Origin of the sequence: Aequorivita nionensis, assembly GCF_046352995.1 — a bacterium.
Taxonomy (GTDB): Bacteria; Bacteroidota; Bacteroidia; order Flavobacteriales; family Flavobacteriaceae; genus Aequorivita; species Aequorivita nionensis.
Map to the genome: position 1 here is coordinate 635,484 of NZ_CP130281.1, position 24,940 is coordinate 660,423.

The 24,940-nt window shown below is 37.9% G+C and carries 26 protein-coding genes; 14 read left to right on the forward strand and 12 right to left on the reverse strand.

Annotated features, from left to right (window positions below; genetic code table 11):
• Positions 1 to 68: 68 nt before the first annotated feature.
• Positions 69 to 839: a hypothetical protein gene (locus Q2U82_RS02905; protein WP_410006231.1), complete on the reverse strand. Its 771-nt coding sequence runs from the start codon at positions 837 to 839 to the stop codon at positions 69 to 71.
• A gap of 131 nt (positions 840 to 970) precedes the next feature.
• Between Q2U82_RS02905 and miaB the strand changes: the two genes are divergently transcribed.
• The 12 genes from miaB to Q2U82_RS02965 all read left to right on the forward strand — a co-directional run bounded on the left by miaB (position 971) and on the right by Q2U82_RS02965 (position 11,963).
• A complete protein-coding gene (gene miaB / locus Q2U82_RS02910; RefSeq protein ID WP_410006232.1) occupies positions 971 to 2,407 on the forward strand; it encodes a tRNA (N6-isopentenyl adenosine(37)-C2)-methylthiotransferase MiaB in 1,437 nt (478 codons plus the stop codon).
• A 12-nt stretch (positions 2,408 to 2,419) separates the two neighbouring features.
• Positions 2,420 to 3,286, forward strand: a complete 867-nt coding sequence (locus Q2U82_RS02915; RefSeq protein ID WP_410006233.1) for a hypothetical protein — start codon at positions 2,420 to 2,422, stop codon at positions 3,284 to 3,286.
• Between the two features lie 18 nt (positions 3,287 to 3,304).
• Positions 3,305 to 4,186, forward strand: a complete 882-nt coding sequence (locus Q2U82_RS02920; protein ID WP_410006234.1) for a hypothetical protein — start codon at positions 3,305 to 3,307, stop codon at positions 4,184 to 4,186.
• A 36-nt stretch (positions 4,187 to 4,222) separates the two neighbouring features.
• A complete protein-coding gene (locus tag Q2U82_RS02925) occupies positions 4,223 to 5,500 on the forward strand; it encodes a sigma-54 interaction domain-containing protein (RefSeq protein WP_410006235.1) in 1,278 nt (425 codons plus the stop codon).
• A 29-nt stretch (positions 5,501 to 5,529) separates the two neighbouring features.
• Positions 5,530 to 6,042 (forward strand): LptE family protein, encoded by a 513-nt coding sequence (locus Q2U82_RS02930; protein ID WP_410006236.1) that lies wholly within the window; start codon positions 5,530 to 5,532, stop codon positions 6,040 to 6,042.
• A 4-nt stretch (positions 6,043 to 6,046) separates the two neighbouring features.
• Positions 6,047 to 6,946, forward strand: a complete 900-nt coding sequence (locus tag Q2U82_RS02935; RefSeq protein WP_410006237.1) for a hypothetical protein — start codon at positions 6,047 to 6,049, stop codon at positions 6,944 to 6,946.
• The gene (gene secG / locus Q2U82_RS02940; protein WP_410006238.1) at positions 6,943 to 7,275 is read left to right on the forward strand and encodes a preprotein translocase subunit SecG; all 333 of its coding nucleotides are present in this window, start codon (positions 6,943 to 6,945) and stop codon (positions 7,273 to 7,275) included. Before Q2U82_RS02935 ends, secG begins: the two co-directional genes overlap by 4 nt.
• A 154-nt stretch (positions 7,276 to 7,429) precedes the next feature.
• Positions 7,430 to 7,705 (forward strand): co-chaperone GroES, encoded by a 276-nt coding sequence (locus Q2U82_RS02945; protein WP_062623053.1) that lies wholly within the window; start codon positions 7,430 to 7,432, stop codon positions 7,703 to 7,705.
• Positions 7,706 to 7,838: 133 nt separating this feature from the next.
• Positions 7,839 to 9,476 (forward strand): chaperonin GroEL, encoded by a 1,638-nt coding sequence (gene groL / locus Q2U82_RS02950; protein ID WP_068761585.1) that lies wholly within the window; start codon positions 7,839 to 7,841, stop codon positions 9,474 to 9,476.
• A 100-nt stretch (positions 9,477 to 9,576) separates the two neighbouring features.
• On the forward strand, positions 9,577 to 10,356 hold the full coding sequence (locus tag Q2U82_RS02955) for a prolipoprotein diacylglyceryl transferase (RefSeq protein ID WP_410006239.1): 780 nt from the start codon (positions 9,577 to 9,579) through the stop codon (positions 10,354 to 10,356).
• A 15-nt stretch (positions 10,357 to 10,371) separates the two neighbouring features.
• Positions 10,372 to 11,766: a radical SAM protein gene (locus Q2U82_RS02960; protein ID WP_410006240.1), complete on the forward strand. Its 1,395-nt coding sequence runs from the start codon at positions 10,372 to 10,374 to the stop codon at positions 11,764 to 11,766.
• Positions 11,763 to 11,963: a hypothetical protein gene (locus Q2U82_RS02965; RefSeq protein ID WP_410006241.1), complete on the forward strand. Its 201-nt coding sequence runs from the start codon at positions 11,763 to 11,765 to the stop codon at positions 11,961 to 11,963. The genes Q2U82_RS02960 and Q2U82_RS02965 overlap by 4 nt, the downstream gene beginning before the upstream one ends.
• Before the next feature lie 5 nt (positions 11,964 to 11,968).
• Here the strand turns inward: Q2U82_RS02965 and Q2U82_RS02970 are convergent, their stop codons facing one another.
• The 3 genes from Q2U82_RS02970 to Q2U82_RS02980 are packed head-to-tail and all read right to left on the reverse strand — an operon-like array spanning position 11,969 to position 13,762.
• Positions 11,969 to 12,262 carry a type II toxin-antitoxin system RelE/ParE family toxin gene (locus Q2U82_RS02970; protein WP_410006242.1) on the reverse strand — a complete coding sequence of 98 codons (294 nt, stop codon included), beginning with the start codon at positions 12,260 to 12,262 and terminating at the stop codon, positions 11,969 to 11,971.
• Positions 12,252 to 12,497 carry a hypothetical protein gene (locus Q2U82_RS02975; protein ID WP_410006243.1) on the reverse strand — a complete coding sequence of 82 codons (246 nt, stop codon included), beginning with the start codon at positions 12,495 to 12,497 and terminating at the stop codon, positions 12,252 to 12,254. The genes Q2U82_RS02970 and Q2U82_RS02975 overlap by 11 nt, the downstream gene beginning before the upstream one ends.
• Positions 12,498 to 12,532: 35 nt before the next feature.
• A complete protein-coding gene (locus tag Q2U82_RS02980) occupies positions 12,533 to 13,762 on the reverse strand; it encodes a M20/M25/M40 family metallo-hydrolase (RefSeq protein WP_410006244.1) in 1,230 nt (409 codons plus the stop codon).
• A 30-nt stretch (positions 13,763 to 13,792) separates the two neighbouring features.
• On the opposite strand from Q2U82_RS02980, the gene Q2U82_RS02985 reads away from it, so the two are divergent.
• Positions 13,793 to 14,920: a TolB family protein gene (locus Q2U82_RS02985; protein WP_410006245.1), complete on the forward strand. Its 1,128-nt coding sequence runs from the start codon at positions 13,793 to 13,795 to the stop codon at positions 14,918 to 14,920.
• 77 nt (positions 14,921 to 14,997) lie between these two features.
• Complete coding sequence (locus Q2U82_RS02990; protein ID WP_410006246.1) at positions 14,998 to 16,374, forward strand: glycosyltransferase 87 family protein; 1,377 nt, start codon at positions 14,998 to 15,000, stop codon at positions 16,372 to 16,374.
• A 45-nt stretch (positions 16,375 to 16,419) separates the two neighbouring features.
• Here Q2U82_RS02990 and Q2U82_RS02995 read toward each other — a convergent pair whose 3' ends face one another.
• The 8 genes from Q2U82_RS02995 to Q2U82_RS03030 all read right to left on the reverse strand — a co-directional run bounded on the left by Q2U82_RS02995 (position 16,420) and on the right by Q2U82_RS03030 (position 24,879).
• The gene (locus tag Q2U82_RS02995; protein WP_410006247.1) at positions 16,420 to 17,958 is read right to left on the reverse strand and encodes a bifunctional GNAT family N-acetyltransferase/carbon-nitrogen hydrolase family protein; all 1,539 of its coding nucleotides are present in this window, start codon (positions 17,956 to 17,958) and stop codon (positions 16,420 to 16,422) included.
• Positions 17,959 to 17,970: 12 nt separating this feature from the next.
• Positions 17,971 to 18,291, reverse strand: a complete 321-nt coding sequence (locus tag Q2U82_RS03000) for a hypothetical protein (RefSeq protein WP_410006248.1) — start codon at positions 18,289 to 18,291, stop codon at positions 17,971 to 17,973.
• Positions 18,292 to 18,318: 27 nt separating this feature from the next.
• Positions 18,319 to 19,296 carry a deoxyhypusine synthase family protein gene (locus Q2U82_RS03005; RefSeq protein WP_410006249.1) on the reverse strand — a complete coding sequence of 326 codons (978 nt, stop codon included), beginning with the start codon at positions 19,294 to 19,296 and terminating at the stop codon, positions 18,319 to 18,321.
• Entirely contained in the window at positions 19,286 to 20,221 is a 936-nt protein-coding gene (gene speB / locus Q2U82_RS03010) for an agmatinase (RefSeq protein WP_410006250.1), read from the reverse strand. Before speB ends, Q2U82_RS03005 begins: the two co-directional genes overlap by 11 nt.
• Positions 20,211 to 21,608 carry an arginine decarboxylase gene (locus tag Q2U82_RS03015; protein WP_410006251.1) on the reverse strand — a complete coding sequence of 466 codons (1,398 nt, stop codon included), beginning with the start codon at positions 21,606 to 21,608 and terminating at the stop codon, positions 20,211 to 20,213. Before Q2U82_RS03015 ends, speB begins: the two co-directional genes overlap by 11 nt.
• 307 nt (positions 21,609 to 21,915) lie before the next feature.
• On the reverse strand, positions 21,916 to 22,845 hold the full coding sequence (locus Q2U82_RS03020) for a pseudouridine synthase (protein ID WP_410006252.1): 930 nt from the start codon (positions 22,843 to 22,845) through the stop codon (positions 21,916 to 21,918).
• Between the two features lie 98 nt (positions 22,846 to 22,943).
• Positions 22,944 to 24,071: a 2-amino-4-hydroxy-6-hydroxymethyldihydropteridine diphosphokinase gene (gene folK, locus Q2U82_RS03025; protein ID WP_410007120.1), complete on the reverse strand. Its 1,128-nt coding sequence runs from the start codon at positions 24,069 to 24,071 to the stop codon at positions 22,944 to 22,946.
• Between the two features lie 13 nt (positions 24,072 to 24,084).
• A complete protein-coding gene (locus Q2U82_RS03030; protein WP_410006253.1) occupies positions 24,085 to 24,879 on the reverse strand; it encodes a DUF2797 domain-containing protein in 795 nt (264 codons plus the stop codon).
• Positions 24,880 to 24,940: the final 61 nt, after the last annotated feature.

The window sequence follows — 24,940 nt, forward strand, 5'->3', positions numbered from 1 at the left end:
AATTTTTTAATACGAAACTTTTTCATACTAAAATTAGTCTCAGCAAATGCCAAATTCACCCAACAAATCTAAAAGGAATTTGGAAGCACATCTATTGGTGAATCGTCATCAAAACCAATGGTTTCCTTGTAAAAATAATACATCGGAAGGTGGGTGAAAAAGGCTGTCGCCAAAATCCCGATTCCGCATAAAATTATTCCCAATTGCGCAATCATTGATGAAATGATAATCAAACCAAAGGCAATTAGCCAAAACTTATTGCCCAGTTTGAAACCTGACTTTACAATTTCAGAAACTGAAAGCTCCGGATTGAAAGCGAAAATAACAAACATAAGTTGCAGCGGAACCATTACATAAAAGATTGGCAGATAACACAGAATAGCGGCTAACATTGTAATCCCAAAAGCAGCAAGCGACAATACAAGTATCTTTTGGAAATGATTTTTTAAATACACAAAATAGCCTCCAATTTCAACAGGAGTTCCTGTATCTGCTTTTTTACAAACCTGGAAAAAGTGGGCGGTTATAGCATACGCAATTGTTTGAATGATTATCACTATTACTAAAAATGCTAGAATATAAATTGCAATCCAAAGCACGGAATATTCCAAAAATGGATTAAAATCCGGCTGGCCGCCATTGGCTTCAGCTTTAATCAAAATAGCTATAAATGGAACGTAGAGAATGGCCAAGAAAGGCAAAATTACTGCCAATATCACCAACAAATGCAACATTCCCTCTACCCATATTTTTTTGAAAAGCTCAAAACTTTTGGTTAAAATATCACCAAAATCAGGCGCTTTTGCTCTTTCAATTTTTTGAAAAATCTGTGGTTCCATATTTCTTTATATTTTGGTTAGTTCACAAATCTATGAAAAAGAAATCTGCCACTTTGTCACCGTTGCTTAAAATTGTATCTTTGCAGGTTCAATGGCTAAGTTATTGACCGCGATCATTATTTTAAATTTGCATGGAAAAGATTATTGACGAAAAAACACAGGGAAACACGCTAACGCTGGAAGCACGCGAAGGCAATTCCCGAAAACTATATATTGAAAGCTACGGCTGCGCTATGAATTTTAGCGATAGCGAGATTGTGGCTTCAATTCTTGCCGACCAAGGCTATAACACTACAAATTTGCTGGAAGAAGCAGATTTGGTTTTGGTGAACACCTGCTCCATTCGCGATAAAGCCGAACAAACCGTCAGAAAACGACTTGAAAAATACAACGCCGTAAAACGAATAAACCCAAAAATGAAGGTTGGCGTTTTGGGCTGTATGGCGGAACGTTTGAAGGAAAAATTTCTTGAAGAAGAAAAAATTGTCGATTTGGTTGTTGGACCGGATGCCTACAAAGACATCCCGAATTTACTGAAAGAAGTTGAAGAAGGCCGGGATGCCGTGAACGTAATTCTTTCAAAAGAGGAAACCTACGGCGATATTTCTCCCGTGCGTTTGGGTGGAAATGGAATTACCGCTTTTGTAAGCATCACCCGCGGTTGCGATAATATGTGTACGTTTTGCGTCGTGCCTTTTACAAGAGGTCGCGAACGCAGCCGTGATCCACAGAGTATTTTACGCGAAGTGGATGATTTGGCTGAAAAAGGTTATAAAGAAATCACATTGCTCGGTCAAAATGTGGACAGCTATTTATGGTACGGTGGCGGACTTAAAAAAGATTTCAAAAATGCTTCGGAAATGGAGCAAGCAACTGCAACTGATTTTGCGCAATTGCTTGATATGGTTGCAACGGCACATCCAAGAATGCGCATTCGCTTTTCAACCAGCAACCCACAGGATATGCATGAAGAGGTATTACACATTGTAGCAAAACACCCAAATATCTGCAACCACATTCACCTTCCCGTTCAAAGTGGAAGCACACGTATTTTAAAGGAAATGAACCGCCAGCATACCCGCGAGGAATATATGAAATTGGTTGACAGGATTTGGGAAATCATTCCCGGCTGTTCCATTTCGCAGGATATGATTGTTGGTTTCCCAACCGAAACAGAGGAAGACCACAAAGAAACGATGAGTCTGATGGAATATGTGAAATATGATTTTGGCTATATGTATAAATATTCCGAAAGGCCCGGCACCATGGCTGCCCGAAAGCTGGAAGACGATGTGCCCGAAGAAACTAAAAGCCGAAGATTGACCGAGATTGTGGACCTTCAGCAAAAACACAGCGCAATTCGCACCGCGGAATTTTTAGGAAAAACCGTGACTGTTTTAATTGAAAAAGAGTCGAAAAAAAACAAAGATGAATGGAGCGGAAGAACGGAGCACAATAACGTTGCAGTTTTTCCTAAGGAGAATTATAAAGCTGGAGATTTCGTAAACGTAAAAATAACCGATTGTACCACCGCAACGCTGATTGGCGAAGTAGTGGGGTATTCATAAAACCAATAAATCATGAAACGTATTTTTTTCCTTTTTACAGCAAGTTTATTGTTTTTGGCGTGCTCCAAGGACGATAATAACGGTTCCGAAAACCCACAAGAACTAAAAATCAAAAAATTTACTAGTATATCTGTTGATGCAAACGGAACTCCAAATGGAGAAATGATTGAGTATTTTTTTGATGAAAACGGCAAAAAAACAAAAGACCATATTATTGATGCTTTTTATGACTATTTCTGGGAGTATGCCTACAACGATTTAGGGCAAGTCACAAGAAAAGCCCACAATCACTTGAATTACCCTGTTGATTTTGTTGAAAACTACTATTATGACCAAAACGATAAACCATGGGTTATTTTTAGGGATTGGGACGCAGATGGAATTGATATGGATTCCATAAGCTTTAGCTATCAACCGCAACAGACCAATGTGCAATGGTTTACCCCAGGACAGCAGCGAACAGAATTTTATTATAATAATGCAGACGTTTTAATTTCGAAAAAACACTTTTGGGATCTAGGCGTTGTTGAAGATGAAATTATTACTTACGATAACGATTTCAATATCATAAATGTAGATATTGCCTCAAATTTTAACGGTGAATTAAACCACGATTATGAATATGACGGAAAAATAAATCCATTCTACGAAGAGTTTCATAACTACCCCTTCAACACCTATTATTATGGGTATCTTTTCGACCATTCATTATTTATATCACCGAGTAACGCCACAAAAATAACCAGAGTCGGTACTAATTCTTCCGAAAATTATGTTTTGGAAATTACATTTCAGTATAACGATTCCGATTATCCCATAAGCTCCGAAACAGAAAAGGACGGCGTTTTAATATCGCAAGCAACCTACGAATATTACTAATATTTAAAGTAATAAATCATGAAACGCATCCTATTTCTTTTTACAGTGAGTTTATTGTTCTTGGCTTGTTCCAATGATGACAGTAACTCACAACCTGAAGAACAAACCGATTTTAAGATTAAAAAGCTTTCCAAAACATTTTATTTGGAAGACGGCACTTTTTATAGATTAGACTACCTCTATGATCTTTCAGGAAAAAGAACCAAATGGATTCAAGATTATGCTGATATAAACACTCTTTTTCACGATGATTATTTATATAATGAGCTAGGCCAGATATTGGAGTCAAAAACAACTAATATTATTGAAAATTATGTGGCTCGAACCATTTCATATGAATACGATACTTCGAATAGAATTTCCTCAGTTACTTATACATCTGCTGACGGATTTTCAAATACCTCACATTTAACTTACGAAAACAATACCGTTTTTGTAGATGATGATTTTGGCGGACATAAAAGCCTCATTTTTAATGAAGAAGGAAAATTGATAGAAACTTTTTCAAGAAGCAGTGAACCTTTAAATGGTACTGTAACGGAAACAATAAATTACAATGGAGATTTAGTTAGTTCTATTCATTATGAATATTCCATAGGCACAGGCTCCACAGAGGATTATGTTTATGAATACGACAATAAAACAAACCCACTTTTTGAAAATTTCAAGAATAACATCAACAATTATATTTATAATTTCACGGGAAGTATGAAAAGTTTCAAGACTGATTTTTCAGCAAATAACTCCACAAAGGTTAAATTCATCTCTACCCTTCCCGATCCAAACTTAAATTATACTGATGTATTCACTACTCAGTATAATCAACAGGGGTTCCCCATAAGCGCAGAGGTTAAAAGAAATGGCGTTCTCTTTGAAAAACTAACCTACGAATATTATTAATTAAAATTTAGGTCCCGCGTTTTGCTGGGATAAAATATGGAAAGCATACAAGCAACAAAACAACGATTCGGAATAATAGGCAACGACCCAAAACTGAACCGTGCCGTGGAAAAAGCAATTCAGGTTGCCCCAACTGATATTTCGGTTTTGGTTACAGGCGAAAGTGGCGTTGGGAAAGAAAGTATCCCGAAAATAATCCACTCACTTTCCCACAGAAAGCACGGAAAATATATAGCCGTAAACTGCGGTGCAATTCCCGAAGGAACCATTGACAGCGAACTTTTCGGTCACGAAAAAGGTTCGTTTACGGGCGCAACCGCAACCCGAAGTGGTTATTTTGAAGTAGCCGACGGCGGAACTATTTTCCTCGATGAAGTGGGCGAATTGCCCTTGCCAACACAAGTTCGTTTGCTGCGAGTTTTGGAAAATGGCGAATTTTTAAAAGTAGGCTCTTCCGCAGCACAAAAAACCGATGTTCGTATTGTTGCCGCAACCAATGTAAAAATGGTCGATGCCATTGAAAAAGGAAAATTCCGCGAAGATCTGTATTACCGATTGAGCACGGTGGAAATCAACTTACCCCCGCTGCGGGAACGCAAAGAAGATATCCATTTGCTTTTCCGGAAATTTGCTGCAGATTTTGCGCAGAAATACAAAATGCCAACTATCAGATTGACAGACCAAGCAACGGATTTATTGTTGAAATATCGCTGGAGCGGAAACATCCGCCAATTGCGGAATGTTGCCGAACAGATTTCTGTTTTGGAGCAGAATCGTGAGATTTCCTACGAAACCTTGAAACATTATTTGCCGGACATGGGCAGCAATCTTCCCGCAATTGTAAACGCTAAAAAGGCTGAAAGTGATTTCAGTAGCGAACGGGAAATTCTATACAAAGTGCTTTTCGATATGAAACGCGATGTAAATGATTTGAAAAAGCTCACATTGGAATTAATGAAAACTGGCAATGCTGCTAAAGTTAAAGAAGAGCAGTCTTCACTTATCAATAAAATATATGCTGATGAAAATGAAGCCGAGGAGGAATTAGCTTCCATAATTGAAGAAGAAAACAACGGCACGCAAACCGATGTTGAAGTTTTCAGTATTCCCGAAAATTCTTTGGAATCCCGAAAAGACAAATACGAATACGCTGAGGAAATTGAAGAAGAAGAAAACCTTTCCCTTCATCAAAAGGAATTGGAACTCATAAAAAAATCACTTGAAAAGTACAACGGAAAAAGAAAGGACGCAGCAGACGAACTTGGCATTTCTGAAAGGACTTTATACAGGAAGATAAAACAGTATGATTTATAGTCAGCACACCAAAACTTAAAACAACATAAATGCCAAAAACATATTCAATTGTACTGCTCTTAAGTTTAGTAATTCTATTGCAGGGTTGCGGACCGTATTCATTTACCGGGGCTGATATAAATTACAGTACCACAAAAACAGTACAGGTAAATTATTTTCAAAACAACGCACCTATTGTTGAACCTGGAATTGCACGCGATTTTACCCAAAAATTGCAAGATTTATTACTGAATCAAACTAGTTTAGATCTTGTAAACAACAATGGTGATTTGGTTTACGAAGGTGAAATAACACAATATTATATTGCGCCAATCACGGCAACTTCCAATAGTACAGCAGCACAGAATAGACTAACAATAAATGTAAACGTGCGGTTTTACAACACAAAAGATCCATTGAAAGATTTTGAGCAACCATTCAGCTTTTACTATGATTATCCTGGCCAAACCCAACTGACAGGCTCCAAACTTGATGCTGCCGTAGATATTATTTTTGAACGCTTAACGCAGGATATTTTTAATAAATCGCTTGCAAATTGGTAGCATTTTGAACACATCTAACTTTACATATTTACTCGCCAATCCACAGAAAATAACTTCTGAGGATTTGGCTGCTTTGGATTTGATCATAAAAAAATACCCCTATTTCCAAAGTGCGCGTGCGTTGCAACTTAAAGGATTAAAAAATCAGGATAGTTATCTTTATAATGAAGCTTTAAAACTTACAGCGGCCCACACTACCGACCGTGACATTTTATTTGAATACATCACTTCGAAAAAATTTATTCAGAACGAAATTTCGCAAACCATTTTGCAACACGATGCTTCAGTTGAAGATATTAAAGTGGTTTCAGAAAATGTTTCCGAACAAATAAGCCTTGAAATAGACAGACAGTTAAAAGCTGAAATGCAAAAGGCCGAGGATATTTTGAATCCAGAACTTTTCCAAAGAAAAATTGAATCTGTATCAAATTTGGTTGAAGCCAAAGAGAAAAAACCCGAAGAAATCCTACAACCTGACAAACCTTTGGAATTTACCAAAAACGACACTCACTCTTTCTCAGAATGGCTAAAGCTGACAAAAGCAAAACCTATTGAGCGAGATGAGGATATTTTTGACGAGAAAGAGGATGAAATTCAAAAAGATGACAGAGAGCGAAAATTTGAATTGATAGACAAATTTATCCAAGAACGCCCAAAAATAATTCCTCCTAATATAGAAAATACAACCAAAAAAGAAGAGCCAAAAAGCCCTTCCCCAACTTTTCAACAACCGTCTGAATCACTAATGACGGAGACTTTGGCGAAAGTTTACCTACAACAAAAGAACTATAAAAAAGCAATTCAGGCATATAAAATTTTAATTTTGAAAAATCCCGAAAAAAGTGGTTTCTTTGCAGACCAAATTCGGGCAATAGAAAAATTGATTAATTCAGAACAATCATGAGTACGTTTACAATATTTTTAGTTTTAATAATGATAGTGGCCTTTTTATTGGTCGTAGTTATAATGGTACAAAACCCAAAAGGTGGCGGACTTTCATCGTCATTTGGCGGTGGCGGTGGCGCACAGATTGGTGGCGTACAGAAAACAAGTGACTTTTTAGATAAAAGTACTTGGACGCTTGCAACCATTATGTTGGCGCTTATTTTGTTTTCCAACGTTTTCATTATGGGAAGCAATACAGTACAATCAAAAACTTTTGACGAAAGCGCAGTGCCTGCGGTTCCAACCACCGAAACTCCTGCACCAGCTTCAACAGATACTACCAGCTAATATTTAGGTATAAGATATTTTTTAAAAATGCCAGCTTCTGACAAGCTGGCATTTTTGTTTTGTAATGTGTCAGTTTATAGGCAGTGGCACAATTTCTGCCAATTAGCAATCAAACATTTAAACTCAAGTTTAACAACTAAAAAATAAAATTGAAATGGCATTAAAAATTCAACCACTTGCAGACCGCGTTTTGGTTCAGCCACAAGAAGCTGAAACTAAGACCGCATCGGGCATTTACATTCCAGATTCTGCAAAGGAAAAACCACAACAAGGTAAAGTAGTAGCTGTTGGTAAAGGCAAAGAAGACCATAAAATGACCGTAAAGGTTGGCGATACCGTTCTTTACGGAAAATACTCAGGCAGCGAACTAAAATTTGATGGGAAAGATTATCTCATTATGCGTGAAGATGATATTTTAGCCATCATCTAAATTCCAAATCACAAGTACCAAATTCCAAAATTTGGGATTTGGGATTTGGAATTTCTTCAAAAACAAAAAGTTTAAAATTTATAAGTATTAACTAAAGATTTCCGCCTTCGCGGAAATGAAAAAATTAAAGTTTATGGCAAAAGATATAAAATTTGATGTAGATGCCCGCGATGCAATTAAACGCGGCGTTGACGCATTGGCAAACGCAGTAAAAGTAACTTTGGGCCCAAAAGGCCGTAACGTAATTATCAGTAAATCCTTCGGTGCGCCACAGGTTACAAAAGATGGGGTTACCGTTGCAAAAGAAATTGAACTGCAAGACCCACTTGAAAATATGGGCGCGCAAATGGTGAAGGAAGTAGCTTCAAAAACCAACGATCTCGCTGGTGATGGAACAACAACCGCTACCGTTCTTGCACAGGCAATCGTAAAAGAAGGTCTTAAAAACGTAGCCGCTGGCGCAAATCCAATGGATTTGAAACGCGGTATTGACAAAGCTGTTGAAGCTATCGTTAAAAATTTGGAAAGCCAATCTACTAAAGTTGGCAATTCTTCAGAAATGATAAAGCAAGTGGCTTCCATTTCTGCAAACAATGACGATGTTATTGGCGATTTGATTGCCAAAGCATTCGGAAAAGTTGGAAAAGAAGGCGTTATCACTGTTGAAGAAGCAAAAGGAACTGAAACCTACGTTGATGTTGTTGAAGGTATGCAGTTTGACCGCGGTTACCTTTCTCCTTATTTCGTAACCGATACCGAAAAAATGCAAACTGAATTGGAAAACCCAATGGTATTGCTTTACGACAAGAAAATTTCTTCAATGAAAGATTTGCTTCCTATACTTGAGCCAGTGGCACAACAAGGAAAATCTTTATTGATTATCGCGGAAGATGTTGACGGCGAGGCTTTGGCTACTTTGGTAGTAAATAAACTTCGCGGTTCATTGAAAATTGCAGCTGTAAAAGCGCCAGGTTTTGGTGACAGAAGAAAGGCAATGTTGGAAGACATCGCAGTTTTAACTGGAGGAACTGTAATTGCTGAAGAACGCGGTTTCACTTTGGAAAACGCAACAATCGATATGTTGGGTTCTGCGGAAACAATCACAATTGATAAAGACAACACTACAATTGTAAATGGCGCTGGAAACAAGAGCGATATTAAAGGTCGTGTAAACCAAATAAAATCTCAAATAGAATCTACAACTAGCGATTACGACAAAGAAAAATTGCAAGAGCGTTTGGCCAAATTGGCTGGCGGTGTTGCCGTTCTTTACGTTGGTGCGGCTTCTGAAGTGGAAATGAAAGAGAAAAAAGATAGAGTTGATGATGCACTTCACGCAACCCGCGCGGCTGTTGAGGAAGGTATAGTTGCCGGTGGTGGCGTAGCTTTGGTTCGCGCAATTGAAGTGCTTAAAAAACTTACAACAGAAACTTTAGACGAAACAACAGGGGTTCAAATCGTGGCTCGCGCCATAGAATCTCCACTTCGCACAATCGTTGAAAACGCAGGTGGTGAAGGCTCTGTAGTAATCAACAAAGTTTTGGAAGGCAAGAAAAATTTCGGTTATGATGCCAAAACCGAAAAATATGTTGATATGCTAAAAGCAGGAATCATCGATCCTAAAAAAGTAACCCGTATCGCGCTTGAAAACGCTGCTTCGGTTGCTGGAATGATTTTGACTACCGAATGTGCGTTAGTTGACATAAAAGAAGAAAATGCTGGCGGCGGAATGCCGGGTGGTATGGGTGGTGGAATGCCCGGGATGATGTAATCCCTAAAGTGATTAATAGTTAAAACCTCACAAGTCTTCAAGATTTGTGAGGTTTTTTTATTTCTGAAATTGACTACATTTATAACCAAACAGTCAAAATTTGGAAATCCCTTTCGAACCCATTCTCTTCGGAATAAAAGTGAATATTCATCTCATTATGGAATATCTCGCTTTTATCGTAGGTTTTCGCTACTATGTTTTTCTTCGGAAAAGAAGTACGGATGAAATTTCCTCAAACAACAGACTTTCAATTATCATTGGCGCTACTTTGGGCGCGTTGATTGGCTCGCGTATTATTGGATTTTTGGAATATCCTTTTATAAACTTTTCTGAAAATACTTGGATTGAATTACTGAATGCAAAATCAATTATGGGCGGTCTCTTCGGCGGACTTTTGGGTGTTGAGATTGCAAAAAAGATAATTGGCGAAAAACGTTCGTCCGGTGATTTGTTCACTTTTTCCATCATTCTCGGGATCTTTATAGGCCGGATTGGTTGCTTTCTTTCTGGCACAAATGAATTCACTTACGGAATAGAAACTTCGTCAATCTTCGGAATGGATTTGGGCGATGGAGTGCTTCGGCATCCACTCGCGTTGTACGAACTCGTTTTTTTGGTACTTTTAGCAATAGCGCTGAAACAAATTCAAAAGAAACAAATACTTAAAAACGGAGAAATATTTAAGTGGTTTATGATAAGCTATTTCACTTTCCGCTTTTTTATCGAGTTTTTAAAACCGAATGAGTTTTTCGTTTTGGGACTGAGCAGCGTTCAAATACTTTGCGTTATTTGTTTGCTTTACTATTATAAAACAATCTTTTTTATAAAAGAATCAAGACACAAGAACCATGATATAAGACAGCCAACTGAAAATTTTTAACTTTTAACTTTTTCGATGCCCGTAAGAAAATATACATACTACGATTTCACCTTAAGCCTTTGCCCGGAATGCTTAAAACGAATCGACGCCAAAATAATTTTTGAGGAAAACAATGTCTTTATGTTGAAGCGTTGCCCTGAACACGGCAACAGCAAAGTCTTGATAGCAGACGATGCCGAATACTATAAAAACATCCGAAACTACAACAAGCCATCGGAAATGCCTCATACTTTCAACACCAAAACGCATTACGGCTGCCCGTATGATTGCGGTTTGTGCCCGGACCACGAGCAGCATTCGTGTTTGACGATTGTTGAAGTCACCGATCGATGCAACCTCACCTGCCCTACTTGTTATGCTGGTTCGTCCCCAACTTACGGAAGGCACCGAACTTTGGATGAAATAAAAAAAATGATGGACGCCGTGGTTCGGAATGAAAAAGAGCCGGATGTTGTGCAAATTAGTGGTGGCGAACCCACAATCCATCCACAGTTTTTTGAGATTTTGGATTATGCGAAAACGCTTCCCATAAAACATTTAATGCTCAATACGAACGGAATCCGGATTGCGAAAGAGAAGGATTTTGCAGAAAAATTGAAAACATACGCGCCCGATTTCGAAATATATTTGCAGTTTGATTCTTTTGAAGATTCTGTTTTGCAAACCCTTCGCGGTGCAGATTTAAGCAAAATCCGCCAGCAAGCGCTTGCCAATTTGAATGAAGTGAATCTTTCAACGACTTTGGTAGTTACGCTTCAAAAAGGTTTGAATGATGGCGAGATGGGTAAAATTATCGACTTCGCCTTAAAACAAAAATGTGTTCGTGGCGTAACTTTTCAACCTACCCAAATTGCAGGTAGATTGGAAGATTTCAATACTGAAACCGATAGGATTACTTTAACGGAAGTACGCAGAAAAATTTTGGAGCAAACAGATGTTTTTAATGCAGAGGATTTACTTCCCGTTCCTTGTAATCCTGATGCTTTGGTGATGGGTTATGCACTAAAATTGGGCGACGAAGTTTTTCCATTGACGCGTTATATCAATCCACAGGATTTGTTGGACAACAGTAAAAACACGATAGTTTACGAACAGGACGAAATGCTGAAAGGAAAAATGATCGAACTTTTCAGCACGGGAAATTCGGTGGAGTGCGCGCAGGAAAATTTGAAGTCAATTCTCTGTTGTCTTCCCAATATTGACGCGCCGGAATTAGGCTATGACAATCTTTTCAGAGTAATAATTATGCAATTTATTGACGCCTATAATTTTGACGTCCGCAGCATCAAAAAATCCTGCGTGCACATTGTGGACAAAGACTATAAAATTATTCCCTTTGAAACGATGAATTTATTTTATCGGGATGATAAAAAAGAATATTTGGAGAAACTTAAAACCGAAGCGTTATGATATTTTTAGATGTTGGTGATTTAACAGGATTAGTCGTTATTATTTTAGCAATTATGTTTTTACCTGCAATCATATTATTTATTATTGGTGCGGTTTTACTTGCAAATCAAAAGAAAAAAGCAGGAAAAATACTTATGATTCTTGGGGTAGTTTATCTTTTGATAAGTCTTGGGATTTGTGGGAGTATGATGATGTAATGAGATTATTTCCGTTTTCGCAACGGATCCTGATTTGTGTTGAAAACGGAATAGACGAAGATGGTCTTATCACGCAATTCATAAATGATAACATACGGAAATCTTTTCAGTGGAAGTTCACGAAAGGTAGGTTTTCTTTTTAGTTCAAAAGAGGGGGTTTCGGTTTTAAGAATTTCATAGTATTCGTGTAGCTCTTCCAAAAATTCATTGCCCAGACCTACTCGTTTTGATTCATACCACGATATTGCCTCATCAGTTTCCTTTTCAGCGTCAAATTCAACTTTTAATTTAAAAGCCATATTTTTTTTTGAGTCTTTCTCTAACAATATCCCAATCCTCCGAGGTTGTTTCTCCCGCCAAATGTCTCCGTCTACGCTCCTCGACTTCTTTCCAATGCCATTCAGGAACTTGTGAAACATATTCCTTACTATAAATTTCCTCAAAAGCCTCCTGTAAATAGTTCAGATTATTGTCATCTTCAATGATTTCTGAAAATTGCGCCTTTAATTTTTCCCTAAGTTTTGTGGTTTCCATAACTTCTTCATTTACCCAAATATACTATATAAAATCTAAAAAGTAACCTCAACTTCCTTCAACTCGCCACCTCTATCGATAGTTACTTTTGCAGTCTGCCCCTTTTCAAATTTTGAAAGACTTTTCATATAGCTCATCATATCGGTTACCTCGTAATCGCCCATTTTCACTACAATGTCACCTTTTTGAAGTCCTGCTTTTTGCGCGGGACGGTCTTCGCTGATGCCGTCAATTCGCATTCCTTTTCCGCTGAAAAGATAATCGGGAACTACACCCAATGTCACTTTAAAATCTGGAACAACCTCGCTTTCATTTTTGGTTTTTTTGAACGGAAGTTTCTTTTGGGAATCTAAATCTTTTATAATGCTGAAAATATAATTCGAAACTAGTTCCATTCCCTCAAAATTCACCTTTTCAGTATCGTCGCTGGGCTTGTGATAATCTTCGTGTTGCCCCGTGAAAAAATGCAACACCGGAATATCTGCCAAATAAAACGAAGTGTGGTCGCTCGGGCCAACGCCGCTTTCGTTTTCGGCAATGTTTAAATCGCCAGCATTCGCATTTACGGTCTGTTTCAAAATAGGTGAAGTTCCCACGCCATAAACCGCTAAAGTATTTTCAGAATTAAGCCTTCCCACCATATCCATATTCAGCATATAGGTTACTTTTTTGGTATTAATGGTTGGATTTTTCACGAAATAATTGGAACCCAGCAATCCTTCTTCTTCTCCAGAAAAAGCTATAAAGAGATAGTTATTGTTTTTTGGCGAATCTTTCTTTTGAAGCGAATCCGCCAAATGCAACATCATTGCTACGCCGCTCGCATTATCGTCCGCGCCGTTGTGGATTGCCTCACCTTCGCGATACAGTGAACCTTCGCCACCCATTCCCAAATGGTCGTAATGTGCTCCAATAACAACAGTGTTTTCGGCTTTGTTGTCTATATATCCAATTACGTTTTCGCCAGTTTCAGTGCTGTCATTTTTTTCTGAAGTAAATTCTGCTTCTTGATGTGGGTTCTTACTGGCCTTAAAAGTAAATTTTTGAAAATAGCCATCCGTGCCTTTCGCTTGCAATCCTAAATCTTCAAATCTTTTCGCAATATATTCCGCAGCTTTCTTTTCGTCTGTGGAACCTGTTTTTCTTCCGTTCAAACTATCGTTTGCCAAAACGGAAACATCCTCTTTCATAGTTACCGATTTCACCTTTGTTTCCTTACAGGAAAAAACAAGCATTGCCAGAAATATCACTAAAATTGCACGCATATCATTACTTTTGTGCAAAAGTACATTAAAATGAAATTATTATATACGCTAATCATTGTTTCAGTTTTAGTAAGCTGTAAAAATGATGTGAAAAAGAGCGAAGAGAATTCAAGCGAAAAAATTGAAAAAAACGAAACGTATGTTCTTGATGAACAAACAAAGGATACTTTAATTTATCCCGAAGAAAAGCATTTCAAAAATATAAGGCAAGTCACATTTGGCGGCGATAATGCTGAAGCCTATTGGAGTTTTGACGATAGCAAACTTATCTTCCAAAGCAACAATAAAAATTGGGGCGTAAACTGCGACCAAATGTTTTTAATGAATGCTGACGAAACGTTCAAAGACAAGCAGCCACCGATGATTAGCACAGGAAAAGGAAGAACAACTTGCAGTTATTTTCTGCCGGACGGGAAGCATATTGTTTACGGAAGCACACATTTAAAAGACAAAAACTGTCCCGAAGTTCCGTTGAAAAAAGAAGGAAAATACGTTTGGCCCGTTTATGATAGTTTCGACATTTTTGTTGCGGATTTGGAAGGAAATATCACTGCGCAACTCACCAAAGAACCAGGTTATGATGCCGAAGCAACCGTTTCGCCAAAAGGAGATAAAATTGTTTTCACCTCCATGCGCAGCGGCGATTTGGAGCTTTACACTATGGATATTGACGGAAAAAATGTAAAGCAGATTACTGACGAATTGGGCTATGACGGCGGCGCATTCTTTTCGCCAGACGGCAGCAAACTTATTTTCCGCGCTTCCCGCCCAAAAACCGAGACGGAAATAAAAGAATACAAAGATTTGCTTGCGCAAGGTTTGGTGCAGCCCACCGAAATGGAGCTTTTTATATGCAATGCTGACGGAAGCGAACTTCGTCAATTGACGCATTTGGGAAATGCCAATTGGGCGCCGTTCTTTCATCCTTCGGGGGAAAAGATTTTATTTTCCAGCAATTTTGAGGCGGAAAGAGGATTTCCGTTCAATCTGTATTTAATTGATATTGATGGAAAAAACTTGGAGCGTGTAACCCACGGCGAAACATTTGATGCCTTCCCTGTATTTTCAAACGATGGAAAAAAACTGGCGTTTTCTTCCAACAGAAATAATGGCGGCGGACACGACACTAATCTTTTTATAGCCGAATGGCAGGACTAAATTGATTAACGGTTTTAGACCTGATAGCTATCGGCAGCCGATTTTAGATTTTTGATTTAATGCTTTAATAGTTGCTTTTGAATTTCATTAAACAATATAAAATTCCGCTACTATTTGCAATAGCTTCTATTGCGCTTTATATCAATTTTGGTTATGGTTTGGAGCGAAGTGATTTTCTGAAACTCATTTTATTTTGCACTTATCTTTTTTATCTTTCCTATTATTTTATTGAAAAAGTCAAGCTGAATTTTTGGTTATTGGCGAGTTTGGGAATTGTTTCAAGACTTGCCTTTATTGCTGCAATCCCAAATCTTTCGCAGGATTTTTATCGGTTTTTATGGGATGGGCGTTTGCTTTTGCAGGGCGTGAGTCCATACTTGTTCACTCCCAGCTCCTCGACTGCGCTCGGAGTGACAATTGAGCAATCCCAACAATTAATCGAGGGAATGGGTTCGCTTAATGCAAGCCATTTCAGCAATTATCCTCCTATTAATCAATTGTTTTTTGCAATCGCTGCGCTATTTACTGGCAAAAGTATTTTGGGTTCTGTGGTTGTTCTTCGGGTGCTGATTATTTTGGCAGATGTTGGTATTCTTTACTTTGGGAAGAAACTTTTGGAGAAACTGAACCTTCCAATTAAAAACATCTTTTGGTTTTTTCTGAATCCTTTTATAATTATCGAACTTACAGGGAACCTGCATTTTGAAGGCGCGATGCTCTTCTTTTTTGTATGGGCGTTATATCTTCTTTTAAAAGGAAAATGGTTTTGGGCAGCGGTTTTGATTGGGATTTCAGTTTCAGTCAAGTTGATTCCTTTGTTGTTTTTGCCGTTGTTTTTGAAGTATTTTATTTCGAAAAATACCTCAGCTCCATTTAAAACCCAAAGTTCAAGTTGGGCAACTTTGGTGAAATTTTACAGTATCATTGGGCTTACGGTTTTGATTACTTTCCTTCCCTTTCTTTCTTCAGAATTTATTGAGCATTTCTCTTCAACCATTGCGCTCTGGTTTCAAAATTTTGAGTTTAATGCCAGTGTTTATTACTTAATTCGGTGGATTGGTTTTCAAATTGTGGGCTGGAATTTGATAGAAACCGTCGGAAAGATTCTTCCTGTTTTGGTTTTACTTTTTGTTTTGGGAATTGCTTTTTTCAGAAAAAACAAAACACCTCAACATTTACTTACCGAGATGCTTTTTGCGATTTCATTTTACTTTTTGCTTTCAACAACCGTACACCCGTGGTACATTGCCACCCCACTTTTGCTTTCGGTTTTCACAAAATATAAATTCCCGATTGTATGGAGTTTTATGGTAATGTTAAGTTATTCCGCATACGGAAAAGATGGGTTTAACGAAAATCTTTGGTTGGTGGCTTTGGAATATGTTTTAGTAATTGGGGTTGCAGTTTGGGAGATGTACCCCTTCCGTCATCAAAATCGTTTTCAACGATATTGATGCCACCTTCCCCTAAAAAAAGTGGAAGGAACTTTTCTGAAATTATTACTTCTTCACCCGTTCCAACCTATAAAAATCCTTTCTTCTATCCTTTAAGTTTCTAACTGCTCCAAAAGTATGCAGCTCTCTCAACAAGTCAATATCCACATCTGCAACCAAAATCATTTCGGTGTTTGGGGTTGCTTCGGCTTTTATTCCATTATTTGGAAAGGAGAAATCACAAGGAGTGAAAACGGCACTTTGGGCGTATTGTATGTCCATGTTATGAACCTTTGGAAGGTTTCCAACGCTTCCAGCAATGGCTACGTAACATTCGTTTTCTACGGCTCTTGCTTGCGCGCATAATCTTACACGGGAATAACCGTTTTGGGTATCTGTAAGAAATGGGACAAAAAGAATATCCATTCCTTCATCTGAAAGCAATCTTGAAAGTTCTGGAAATTCGGAATCGTAACATATCAAAACACCTATTTTTCCACAGTCGGTATCAAAAGTTTTAAGGGTATTTCCGGTGGCCATTCCCCAAACGCGCTCTTCATCTGGGGTTACATGTATTTTTTCATAACGTTCAACGCTTCCATCACGGCGACATAGATAACCAACATTATACAATTTTCCGCGTACCATCTCAGGCATGCTACCTGTGATGATATTAATATTGTATGAAATTGAAAGTTGTGAAAGTCTTTCGGTAATTTCTTTGGTGTATTTGGCTAATTCGCGAATAGCGTCTGGCTCGCTCAAATGGTTGTATTTTGCCATAAGCGGTGCATTGAAGAATTCTGGAAACATCGCGAAATCGCAACGGTAACCTGCTACGCTATCAATGAAATATTCAGCTTGGTGCATCAATTCTTCCATTCCGGAATAGCTTCGCATTTGCCATTGAATTAGGCCGAGACGCACTATGCTTTTTACTGCGGAAGGTTTTGGCTTTTTTTCAGGTTTGGTGTAATAGATATTGTCCCATTCCATCAAAACCGCAAACTCGCCCGAAGCTTTATCGCCTTCCAAATATCCTTTTAGAACGCGTACTGGGTGAAAATCATTCGATATTTGAAAGTTCAATACGGGATCATCAATTTGTTTGCGCTTTACTTTCTCTATGTATTGTTTTGGGGAAAGTTTATCTGCGTGTAAATGATAGTTTGGCATCCTACCACCGAAGACGATACTTTTTAAATTTAAATTTTCGCAGAGCTCTTTTCTGTAATCATATAATCTTCTTCCCAAACGCAATCCTCGAAAATCTGGACGGATGAAAACATCTATTCCGTAGAGTACATCACCTTCGGGGTCGTGAATTTTGAAAGTGGGGTCGTCCGTAATATCCTTATAGGTATGCTTTTCTCCCAATTCATCAAAGTCAACAATAATGGAAAGGGCGCAGCCGGCAATTTCACCATCAGCCATTATAACCACTTGCCCTTCAGGGAAAATGTCTATTAGGTTTCCTATTTCGTTTATTTTCCAATAACTGTTTGGCATACCACCATAGGACTGGATTGTTGCTTTTTTTAACGCTTCGTAATCTTTTAGCGTTAAAAATTTCAGTTCTATATTTTCGATTTTTTGTGGATCCATTCGTTTTGTTTGTTATGCGCTGGTTGTTATCAGCTTTTTGTTATTGCTTGTTACTTTGGGGGCGACAATTGTTATTTGCGAAAAGGCAAATGTTATTTGCGGGGAGACAAATGTTAATTGCGGGGAGGCAAATGTTAATTGTGAGATGAAAATTGTTATCTGCGGGGAAGCAAATGTTAATTGCGGGATGAAAATTGTTATCTGCGGGGAAGCAATTGTTAATTGCGGAGAAGTAAATGTTAGTTGAGGAACAGCAAATGTTAAGTGCGCAATGATTCCCCTACATTGTGGGTAAGGGAATGTTAACTGCGGATTGCTGTTTGTTCTTTGCATTATTGTGTTTGTTGTGCATTGTTTGGATTACATTCCTAAAAGGTACGCAAAAATCAAAGGCGCAACGATGGTTGCATCACTTTCTATGATAAATTTTGGGGTGTCAATATCCAGTTTTCCCCATGTAATTTTTTCATTGGGAACGGCTCCTGAATAGCTACCAAAACTTGTAGTGGAATCACTAATTTGGCAGAAGTAGCTCCAAAATGGAGTTTCTGGCCGTTCCATATCCTGATAAAGCATTGGCACTACGCAGATTGGGAAATCTCCTGCTATCCCTCCTCCTATTTGGAAGAAACCGATTCCGTTTTTCGAATTTTCTGTGTACCAATCTGCTAGAAAAGTCATGTATTCTATCCCGCTTTTCATTGTGGAAGCTTTCAATTCTCCTTTTAAAACGTAGCTTGCAAAGATGTTTCCCATAGTGCTATCTTCCCATCCTGGGCAGATTATTGGTAGGTTTTTTTCGGCGGCGGCATACATCCAAGAATCTTTTAAGTCTATTTCATAATGTTCTTCCATTACGCCGCTTAAAAGGAGCTTATACATATATTCATGCGGAAGGTAGCGTTCGCCTTTTGCTTCGGCTTCTTTCCAAAGTTTCACGATGTGTTTTTGAATTCTTCTGAAGGCTTCTTCTTCAGGAATACAAGTATCGGTTACGCGGTTCATTCCTCTTTCAAGCAAATCCCACTCGTCCTGCGGTGTTAAATCGCGATAATGCGGCACGCGTTCGTAATGGCTGTGCGCTACAAGATTCATAATATCTTCCTCTAGATTTGCACCTGTACAGGAAATAATTTGAACTTTATCTTGGCGGATCATTTCAGCAAAAATCTTTCCCAATTCTGCTGTACTCATTGCACCCGCAAGAGACACAAGCATTTTTGAACCATTTGCTAGTTGTGCTTCGTATCCTTTTGCGGCATCCACAAGGGCGGCGGCGTTGAAGTGTAAATAATATTTTTCTATAAATTGGGAAATGGATCCTTTGCTAGTACTCATCTTCTTCTGTATTAAATTTTGAAACGCCTTTTTTGGTTTCATTAAAATTACTTTCGTATTCGTCACCTTCTTCAGTTCCTGCGAATTTGTAGGTCAACATTTTGTAGTAAAGCTTCGCTGCTACAAAGTCTGAAGCTCTTTCGTTTTCATTAGGGCAAAGCTCAACAATATCAAAACCTACTACATTTCTTTCTTCGAAAACCTGCTTGAGGAAATCTAATGTTTCATACCAAAAAAGCCCACCTGGTTCTGGAGTTCCGGTTGATGGAAGGATTGAAGGATCAAAGGCGTCAAGGTCAAAAGTGATGAAAACATTTTCGCCCAAAGCTTCTACTACTTTGTCCATCCAATATTCGTCTTTTGCCATATCATGGGCAAAGAATACTTTTTCTTCGTCCATCACACGGGTTTCTGCAATATCCATACTGCGAATGCCAACTTGCACCAAATTTGTGGTTTGGCTAGCTTCATATACTGCACAGGCGTGGTTGCAGGTGCTTCCGTGGAAGTCTTTACGCAAATCTGCGTGTGCGTCTATATGAAGCACTGTTAAATTGTCAAAACATTCGTTGAAGGCTCGTATAGTGCCTATGGAAATGCTGTGCTCGCCACCAAAAATGGTTACGAATTTGTTTCGTTTTATATAATCTTTAGTGATTTTGTGTACTTCTGAAACCACAGCTTCAGGTGATGAATTTTCCGTAATTGCATCTGCAAGGAAAACTCCTTGCTTGTAAACCTCTGTTTGGGTTTCAATGTCATAAAGTTCCATATTTTCGGAAGCATCCAAAAAGGCTTCGGGGCCCTTATCTGCTCCTTTTTGCCAAGTACTGGTGCCGTCATAAGGAACTGGAATTAATACAATTTTTGATGTTTCAAGGGCCGCATATTTTTGCGGGATACCTGCGTACGTCTTAGTGCTCATAACCTAAAATGTTTAGCAATTGCTCGCTTGTTTGTTGTTCTGAAAAAAGTTTGGTTGTTATTTTATTATTTTTATCTCGGTCAATCAATATATGTTTTGGGGAAGGTATCAAACAGTGCTGCAAGCCCCCAAAACCACCGATGGTTTCTTGGTATGCTCCTGTATTAAAGAAGCCAATATACAAAGGTTTTTCTTTTCTGAATTTTGGCAAATAAATAGCTGCCATGTTTTGTTCGCTATTATAGTAATCATCGCTATCACAAGTCAATCCGCCCAATAGCACTCTTTCATATTCATCGTTCCAACGATTTATGGCAAGCATAATGAAGCGTTTGCTGATGGCCCACGTATCTGGCAAAGTTGTAATGAAAGAAGAATTAATCATATTCCACTTTTCGCGATCGTTTTGTTGTTTTTGGTACAGTATTTCATAGATGGCGCCACCGCTCTCACCTACTGTAAAACTGCCAAATTCTGTAAATATATTCGGAACCGGCATTTCTGCTTCTGCACAAGTTATGTTTATTTGGTTTAAAATCTCATTGATCATGTATTGATAATCATACTCAAAATGCAATGAGTTTTTTATTGGGAAACCTCCGCCAATGTTCAAACTATCCAAGGAAGGGCATATTTTTTTAAGGCGAACATACACTTTCAAACATTTAACCAATTCATTCCAGTAATAAGCAGTGTCGCGAATACCGGTATTGATAAAGAAATGTAGCATTTTAAGATCTACACGTTCGTTGTTTTTTATCTGTTCTTCATAAAACGGAATGATGTTTTTGTAGCCAATTCCAAGTCTTGAAGTATAAAATTCGAACTTCGGTTCTTCTTCAGAGGCAATACGGATACCCACGTTAAAATGGCCTTCAATATTATCTGAAAGAAGTTCAATTTCTTCGTAATTATCAATAATTGGGATGCAATTTTCGTGACCGTTATTAATTAAACGTGCTATGTTTTCAATATATCTATCACGCTTAAAGCCGTTGCAGATTACATAAGTTTTATCTGTTACTTTTCCTGTTTTCTTTAGGCTTTCAACAATATCAATATCAAAAGCCGAAGAGGTTTCAATATGAATATCATTTTTTAGAGCTTCATTTAAAACGTGTTTAAAATGCGAGCTTTTTGTGCAGTAGCAATAGTTATAGCTGCCCTTATAGTTGTTCTTTTCAATAGCATCTGCAAACCACTTTTTTGCCAAATTTATATTTTCCGAAATTTTAGGAAGATAAGTAAACTTTAGCGGTGCGCCATATTGTTCTACTAACGCCATCAAGTCTATGCCGTGAAATTCCAACCCGTTATCGCCCAAGCGAAATTCTTCCTGTGGAAAATAATATGTTTGGTTAATTAAATCTATGTATTTGGTGTTCATCTTTTGATTTTCGTTGAAAAGTGTAAATTAAATATTCTTGTTGCGTATTCCCTAAAAAAAAGGAAGTATAACAAAAAATTAACTTGAAGTTTAAATGCGAATAGGCAAGGCGTTTATAGTGGAACTTTTGCCCGTAACTTGCTGCAATGCAGCATCTAGAAGTAAAAATGTGTTGTTCATTTAGAATCTATGTTTTTGAAATTTCTCAAAAACCAACCATTTTAAAATACTGTTTATTTGTTTTTCAATACAAAAATGCCAAAAAAAATTCAATAATTTATAAAACCTGAAGATTTTTCACTTTCAGCTATATCATGCTGAACATATTGAGTTCCTTTTCAGTAAGTGTTCTCCAGCGACCGCGCGGCAAATCCTTTTTTGTTAAAGGGCCAAGGGTTACACAATCTACCCGCACAACATCATAGCCCAGATGTTCAAATATGGTTCTGATGACACTGTTGCCGGTATGTTTTATTTTTAAACCTATTTCACTTTTTGGTGAATTATCTACGTAGCTTATTTCTTCTACGGTTATTTCTTTGCCTTCAACTGTAAGGCCCTCCTTTACTTTTTTAAGGTGTTCGGCTTTTAGGTTTTTGTCCAATTCAATATGGAACAAACGCGAAATTCCCTTTTTTGAGAATTTTTGCACGAATTCATCATCATTTGTGAAAAGCAAAAGCCCTGTTGCATTTCTGCCCAAACGGCCGAACGGCTTTATTTTTGCCGTGGTAGCGTTTGCAACCAAATCCATCACTGTCATTCCCTTAGCATTACTGTCCGTGGTTGAAAAACCTTTGGGTTTGTTTAGCAAAACGTAAGTATTTGGTTCGGGGTTTAAACGACGGCCATCAAAACGCACATCATCCGTCAATTGGACTTTGTAGCCCATTTCATTTACAACCTTCCCGTTAACCGTAACTAAGCCTGTGGCAATGTATGTATCTGCCTCGCGGCGTGAGCAAACCCCGCTGTTTCCTATGTATTTATTTAAGCGAACCCCATCTGCAGGATTGCTTTTCTTTACTATTTGTACGGGTTTTTCGCGACGGCCAATTTCTTTTCCGGTTTTGTCAAACTTCAACTTTGGTTTTGTTGGATCTTGCTGACGGCCCGTTTTTTTACTTGAAGAATCAGACTTCAAAGGAGCATTTCCACGAGCCATACTTTTCTTTCGTGCATTTTTCCCCGGCTTGTTGGAACCTCTTCCTTTATCGTAATTGTCTTGTGTGCTCATTTAGTATTTTTTGCAAAGGTAAGCAAATTTAGTAGGCAGTCGCAGTTTTCAATTTTCAGTTAAAGGACTGCAAATAGTAATTGGCAACCGAGGTTTTTTTAGGATATTATTTGTTTCAAAATATTTAAATAATCTGCTCGATTCTTTAAAAAATCCATTTCGGAAATATCGATGATTTTTATGTTTTCAGAATGTTGGTTTTTGATGAATTCTAAATAGCCAGCATTTAGTTTTTGAAGATAGGAAGCTTCAATACTCTGTTCATATTTTCTACCTCTATTTTTAATGTTTTCTAGCAAGCGCTCAGTGTTTTGGTATAAATAAATATACTTATCTGGCTTAGGCAGGTCCTTATGCATCACTTGGAAGAGTTTTTTGTAAAGTGAATATTCCTCCTCTGGCAATGTGATGCTTGCAAAAATCAAGGATTTGTTCACATCGTAATCCGCAATGACTGAATCCTTAAAAAGATCAAACTGTGTAATATCATCCACCAATTGCTGATAGCGGTCTGCCAGAAAAGACATTTCCAAAGGAAAAGCGTAGCGCGCGGCGTCTTCATAAAATTTAGGAAGAAATGGGTTGTCTTTAAACCTTTCAAGAATCAATTTCGCATTAAAATCATTTGCAATTTTTGTAGCGAGACTTGTTTTTCCTGCTCCAATATTTCCTTCAATGGCAATGTAATTATACTGTGAAACATTGAAATCCCGCATCGGGTTATTGAGCCATTTGGATTGCTTTTCAAGAATACTTTTATCTTCAGTTTCAGCCAAAAGTTTGATTATATTTTTTTGTGAAATAGGATGAATAAAGCCTGAGTTCAATTCTGCCAAGGGCTGTAAAACAAATTTTCGTTTCTCCATTTCTGAATGGGGGACGGTAAGTTTTTCGGTTTTAATAACTAAATCGTCTATAAAAATAATATCGATGTCAATCGGCCGGGAAGTATATGTTTTGGAAGTATTTCGTTCCCGCCCCAATGATTTTTCAATTTCTAAAGCTACTTTTAGGATTTTTGAAGGCTTAAAATCAGTTTGTATCCAAACGGCACAATTTAAAAAAGGATCGCCTTCAAAACCCATTGCAGGAGTTTCATAAACGGAAGATATTTTTACGATGGAACCAATTTTTTCAAAAACGCTATCAACCGCTCTTTGAAGATTTTCAAAACGGTTGCCCATATTGCTGCCCAAGGACAGCTGTATATTTGATTGTGGTTTGATGAAATTCCCTTTTTTAATTTACAACTATTGAAACCACATACCCTTCGTTTCCTCGAATGTTGAACACGGTGTCGTCGTCAAAAATAAGGTATTGTCCCTTTATTCCTTTTAAAATTCCTTCATAAAAAGGTGTTTTTTCAAGGTTGAGCGATTTTGGTTTTTGGGGATATTTTAAAACCGGGAATTGCAGATTGGTTTCAGCATTGTTTTCTAAATAATATTCAGCAGCTTCGGTTGGAATAAACTGTTTCAACTTATTTCGCCATTCCACCAAATCTTCATCTTGAATATCGTTTTTAAGCATTGTTCGCCAATTGGTTTTATCGCTCACATGATCTTTTAAAGCTACTTCGGTAATTCCCGCCAAATAACGGTTGGGAACCTCAACAATTTCTATGGCTTCGTGGGCACCTTGGTCAATCCATCGGGTGGGAATCTGACTTTTTCGCGTAACGCCAACTTTCACGCTGCTGCTATTGGCAAGGTAAACCACGTGCGGTTGTATCTGTACTTTTTCCTCATAGGCAAGATCGCGGTCCTCGATTCCTAAATGTGCTTTGCTCAGTTCCGGATTCATTATCCAATCTGCGGCCTGGGGTATTTCGTAAAAGCAATCATAACAAAAACCTTGACGGTAAATTTTCTTTTGAAGTCCGCAATTTAAACATTGGTAATGCAAAAAATTGATGGACACTTTTTTGTCCAACAATTGGTTCATGTTCAAAAAATCGTTTTCAAAAACAAGGTAATACTGAATGGGCGAGCCGTTTTCAGTTTGCATTTTGGTGAGTACTCCTTCGTAATTCATTTATTCAAAATTAGTTGTGCCGAAATCTTTTCCGAAGAATTACTGTGGAAACATCACTTCA

Bases quoted from the DNA above. Each gene is read 5' to 3' on its own strand.
- Q2U82_RS02905 (WP_410006231.1), bottom strand. From the start codon at position 839: ATGGAACCACAGATTTTTCAAAAAATTGAAAGAGCAAAAGCGCCTGAT.
- miaB (WP_410006232.1), top strand. From the start codon at position 971: ATGGAAAAGATTATTGACGAAAAAACACAGGGAAACACGCTAACGCTG.
- Q2U82_RS02915 (WP_410006233.1), top strand. From the start codon at position 2,420: ATGAAACGTATTTTTTTCCTTTTTACAGCAAGTTTATTGTTTTTGGCG.
- Q2U82_RS02920 (WP_410006234.1), top strand. From the start codon at position 3,305: ATGAAACGCATCCTATTTCTTTTTACAGTGAGTTTATTGTTCTTGGCT.
- Q2U82_RS02925 (WP_410006235.1), top strand. From the start codon at position 4,223: ATGGAAAGCATACAAGCAACAAAACAACGATTCGGAATAATAGGCAAC.
- Q2U82_RS02930 (WP_410006236.1), top strand. From the start codon at position 5,530: ATGCCAAAAACATATTCAATTGTACTGCTCTTAAGTTTAGTAATTCTA.
- secG (WP_410006238.1), top strand. From the start codon at position 6,943: ATGAGTACGTTTACAATATTTTTAGTTTTAATAATGATAGTGGCCTTT.
- Q2U82_RS02945 (WP_062623053.1), top strand. From the start codon at position 7,430: ATGGCATTAAAAATTCAACCACTTGCAGACCGCGTTTTGGTTCAGCCA.
- groL (WP_068761585.1), top strand. From the start codon at position 7,839: ATGGCAAAAGATATAAAATTTGATGTAGATGCCCGCGATGCAATTAAA.
- Q2U82_RS02960 (WP_410006240.1), top strand. From the start codon at position 10,372: ATGCCCGTAAGAAAATATACATACTACGATTTCACCTTAAGCCTTTGC.
- Q2U82_RS02965 (WP_410006241.1), top strand. From the start codon at position 11,763: ATGATATTTTTAGATGTTGGTGATTTAACAGGATTAGTCGTTATTATT.
- Q2U82_RS02970 (WP_410006242.1), bottom strand. From the start codon at position 12,262: ATGGCTTTTAAATTAAAAGTTGAATTTGACGCTGAAAAGGAAACTGAT.
- Q2U82_RS02975 (WP_410006243.1), bottom strand. From the start codon at position 12,497: ATGGAAACCACAAAACTTAGGGAAAAATTAAAGGCGCAATTTTCAGAA.
- Q2U82_RS02980 (WP_410006244.1), bottom strand. From the start codon at position 13,762: ATGCGTGCAATTTTAGTGATATTTCTGGCAATGCTTGTTTTTTCCTGT.
- Q2U82_RS02985 (WP_410006245.1), top strand. From the start codon at position 13,793: ATGAAATTATTATATACGCTAATCATTGTTTCAGTTTTAGTAAGCTGT.
- Q2U82_RS02995 (WP_410006247.1), bottom strand. From the start codon at position 17,958: ATGGATCCACAAAAAATCGAAAATATAGAACTGAAATTTTTAACGCTA.
- Q2U82_RS03000 (WP_410006248.1), bottom strand. From the start codon at position 18,291: ATGCAAAGAACAAACAGCAATCCGCAGTTAACATTCCCTTACCCACAA.
- Q2U82_RS03005 (WP_410006249.1), bottom strand. From the start codon at position 19,296: ATGAGTACTAGCAAAGGATCCATTTCCCAATTTATAGAAAAATATTAT.
- speB (WP_410006250.1), bottom strand. From the start codon at position 20,221: ATGAGCACTAAGACGTACGCAGGTATCCCGCAAAAATATGCGGCCCTT.
- Q2U82_RS03015 (WP_410006251.1), bottom strand. From the start codon at position 21,608: ATGAACACCAAATACATAGATTTAATTAACCAAACATATTATTTTCCA.
- Q2U82_RS03020 (WP_410006252.1), bottom strand. From the start codon at position 22,845: ATGAGCACACAAGACAATTACGATAAAGGAAGAGGTTCCAACAAGCCG.
- Q2U82_RS03030 (WP_410006253.1), bottom strand. From the start codon at position 24,879: ATGAATTACGAAGGAGTACTCACCAAAATGCAAACTGAAAACGGCTCG.